Annotated in this window: 3 protein-coding genes and 2 pseudogenes; 3 read left to right on the forward strand and 2 right to left on the reverse strand. The window is 68.3% G+C overall.

Annotated elements, in window-relative coordinates:
* Positions 1-881, forward strand: a pseudogene (locus Q8814_RS25335) (phospho-sugar mutase); the annotation flags it as partial.
* A 24-nt stretch (positions 882-905) separates the two neighbouring features.
* Here Q8814_RS25335 and Q8814_RS25340 read toward each other — a convergent pair.
* Positions 906-1,601: an MspA family porin gene (locus Q8814_RS25340; protein WP_330154711.1), complete on the reverse strand. Its 696-nt coding sequence runs from the start codon at positions 1,599-1,601 to the stop codon at positions 906-908.
* 179 nt (positions 1,602-1,780) lie between these two features.
* Positions 1,781-2,404: a uracil phosphoribosyltransferase gene (gene upp / locus Q8814_RS25345; protein ID WP_330154712.1), complete on the reverse strand. Its 624-nt coding sequence runs from the start codon at positions 2,402-2,404 to the stop codon at positions 1,781-1,783.
* A gap of 89 nt (positions 2,405-2,493) precedes the next feature.
* Here upp and Q8814_RS25350 point away from each other — a divergent pair, with 89 nt between their 5' ends.
* Entirely contained in the window at positions 2,494-2,826 is a 333-nt protein-coding gene (locus tag Q8814_RS25350) for a type VII secretion target (RefSeq protein WP_330154713.1), read from the forward strand.
* Positions 2,826-3,062 (forward strand): annotated as a pseudogene (locus tag Q8814_RS25355) (hypothetical protein); the annotation flags it as partial. The gene Q8814_RS25350 and the pseudogene Q8814_RS25355, both read left to right, overlap by 1 nt.

A 3,062-nucleotide genomic window follows, 5' to 3' on the forward strand; every position in this document is an offset into this window, starting at 1 on the left:
GATTCACCGACGTCCATGTGGTCGCTTCGCAATTCGACCCGGATCCGGCGTTTCCGACGGTGGCGTTCCCCAATCCCGAGGAACCGGGCGCCGCCGACGCGCTGCTCACCCTGGCGGACGACATCGACGCGGATCTCGCGATCGCGCTCGACCCCGATGCCGATCGGTGTGCCGTCGGAGTACCCACCCGCGACGGATGGCGGATGCTGCGAGGCGACGAAACCGGCGTCCTGCTCGGCGACCGGATACTCGACACGGCCTCGGCCGGCTCACTCGTGGCCACCACGATCGTGTCGTCCACGCTGCTCGGCAGAATCGCGGACGCGCGCGGTGCCCGCTTCGCGCAGACCCTCACCGGCTTCAAGTGGCTCACCCGCGCCGGCCAGGGTCTCGTCTACGCCTACGAGGAGGCCATCGGGCACTGCGTCGACCCGGACGCGGTGCGCGACAAGGACGGCATCGCCACCGCCGTCGTGGTCGCCGATTACGCCGCCGAGCTGAAAGCGACCGGCCGCACCCTGATCGACGCGCTCGGCGATCTGTATTCCGAGTTCGGTGTGCACGTCGGCGATCAGGTGTCCGTCCGGGTCACGGAACCGACGCACATCGCCGCGATCATGGCGAAGCTGCGCGCCGACCTGCCACGCCGGCTGGCCGGCGAACCGGTCACCGCCACCGACCTCTTGGCGTCGGAGGGTCCGCTGCACACCGACGCCGTCGTGGTCGAGGGCCGCACGGTCCGGGTGGTGGTCCGTCCGTCGGGCACCGAGCCGAAACTCAAGTGCTATCTCGAGGTGGTCGAACGGGACGGCGACCGGGCGGCAGCAGAATCGAAGCTTGCGTCGCTGCGCCACTGGGCTCACACCGTTTCCACGGTCTGACCCGCACGCCGATCGGGGAACCGGTCAGAACCGTTGTGGCTTACCGTAAGTGACGACGACGTCGTTGGACGACGTCACCGCCCGCGCGTAGGGCCGGATCGTCACCGGCCCCAGGACACCGGACACCGAACCGTGGATGCCGGCGAACCTTACTGTGGCCGAGGCGCCGTCGAATTCGTGTTCCTCCACGATCGGTACGTCGGTGATGCCGCCCGGTTCGAGTTCGACCTCGATCTCCTGCTCGGGAAGGATCGAGGCGGCGAGGCTGTTCCCGGTGCCGAGGTCGACTCCCACCGCCAGATCGGGGATCAGCTCGACAGCAAGATTTGCACTGGTGTCGGTTCCCACATCGACACCGGGCGTGATGACGTGAACGGTTGCGCCGGGAAGTGCGACCGGATATCCGATCTGGTATCCGACGGTCAGTTTCGTCCCCGTGAACCGGTCGGCGTCGGGTCCGGTGATCCGGACGGATGTAGTGCCGTCGCTGAAGAATTCGGCACTCAACGGGGAACTGTCGAGTGGTGGATACCACTGGATGGACGTGTCGGCCTGCAGTACTTCGATTGCGCGGTCATCGTCGAGCGGCAGGGTTCTGGCGTTGTCGAGGGCGGCGGCCGCCACAGCCGGGTTCACAAGCGAACCCAGCGCCGCGACCGCGCCCAGCGCAGTAATTCGGGCGAGGGTTTGCAGGCGTGAGTGGGAGGAGTTGCTGAGCATTCGGATTCCCCGTTCCGCAGAAATACGTGGGTGGCAACGAACATGTGCCGAACACGCAGGAGCGTAACGAGAGTCGAGGTGCCCCCGGGGCCGCGAGTATGACTACCCGATAACGGATCAGCGACGGTCTGATGTCACACGAGCCCCGTCAGTCACATTGGTAACAGGTTTGGGAGCTCTTACCGCGGTCCGAACTGGCGGTCGCCCGCGTCGCCGAGGCCGGGGACGATGTACTTCGCGTCGTTCAGTCCCTCGTCGATCGAGGCCGTCACGAGCCGCACCGGATGCTCGGATGCCGCGAGGGCCTCGACGCCCTGCGGTGCCGCAACCACGCACACCGCGGTGATGTCGGTCGCGCCGCGCGCCACGAGCATGTCGAGGGTGTGCACCATCGACCCCCCGGTCGCGAGCATCGGGTCGAGGACGAAGACGGGAAGCCCGGACAGATCCTCGGGCAGCGATTCGAGATACGGCACCGGTTCGAAGGTCTTCTCGTCGCGGGCCAGCCCCACGAACCCGACCTGGGCCTGCGGGATCAGGGCGTGCGCCTGCTCGACCATGCCCAGACCCGCGCGCAGCACCGGTACCAGCAAGGGAGGCTGACGCAGTCGCACTCCGGTGGTGGCGGCGACGGGAGTGCGGACCTCGAACTCCTCGATCGGCGCGTCCCGTACCGCCTCGTAGATCAGCATCTGGGTGAGCCGGCGCAAGGCGTGCCGGAACGCGGCGTTGTCACTGCGTTCGTCACGCAGAACCGTGAGCAGAGAGGCGGCGAGCGGATGGTCGACGACGAGCGAGTCCATGCCGGAAGGATAGAACGACGGAACCGGACGGCTCGGCGGTGCGTCCAAGCAGAGTGAGGATTATCCGCTGCCGACGAGGGGACCGACACGTGCCAGGAGACCACGCGCAGGCCGAATTGCGCGCCCACCCGGAGACGATCACGGCGTTCGGCCACACCGCTGGGATCCTCGCCCAGCAGCTGCGCGACGCCGCCGCGCGTACCCGGGAGGGAAACCCGACCCCGCTCACGACAGCGCTCGGCCCCGTGGCCGCGGACTTCCTGACCGCGTTCACGACAGCACACCGCGAACACGAACGAGACCTCACCCGGCTCGGCGCCGTACTCGCCGGGATGGGCGAAGCGGCGGTCGCGGCAGCCGCCTCGTACGAGCGTGCGGTCGACGACACGACCGCGCGCCTCCAGGCCTCCGGAGGCCGGTGATGGTCACCGGCGCCGTGGGTCAGCACGCGTCCGCGCTGGCGGATCTGCTGGCGGCTCCCCTGACGGACCTGCTCACCGTTTTCGGTACCGGGATCGGCGACACGGATGCGGCCGCACTGCTGCGAGCGGGCGCGGATCTCGCCGAAGAAGCACACACCGCGGGTCGCTGCGCCCTGGCCGAGCTGGCCTGGGGATGGACGGGTCCGGCGGCGGAAACCGCGATCGCCAGTAACGAA

Source organism: Rhodococcus chondri (assembly GCF_036327435.1).
Lineage (GTDB): Bacteria > Actinomycetota > Actinomycetes > Mycobacteriales > Mycobacteriaceae > Rhodococcus > Rhodococcus chondri.

Bases quoted from the DNA above. Each gene is read 5' to 3' on its own strand.
- Q8814_RS25340 (WP_330154711.1), bottom strand. From the start codon at position 1,601: ATGCTCAGCAACTCCTCCCACTCACGCCTGCAAACCCTCGCCCGAATT.
- upp (WP_330154712.1), bottom strand. From the start codon at position 2,404: ATGGACTCGCTCGTCGTCGACCATCCGCTCGCCGCCTCTCTGCTCACG.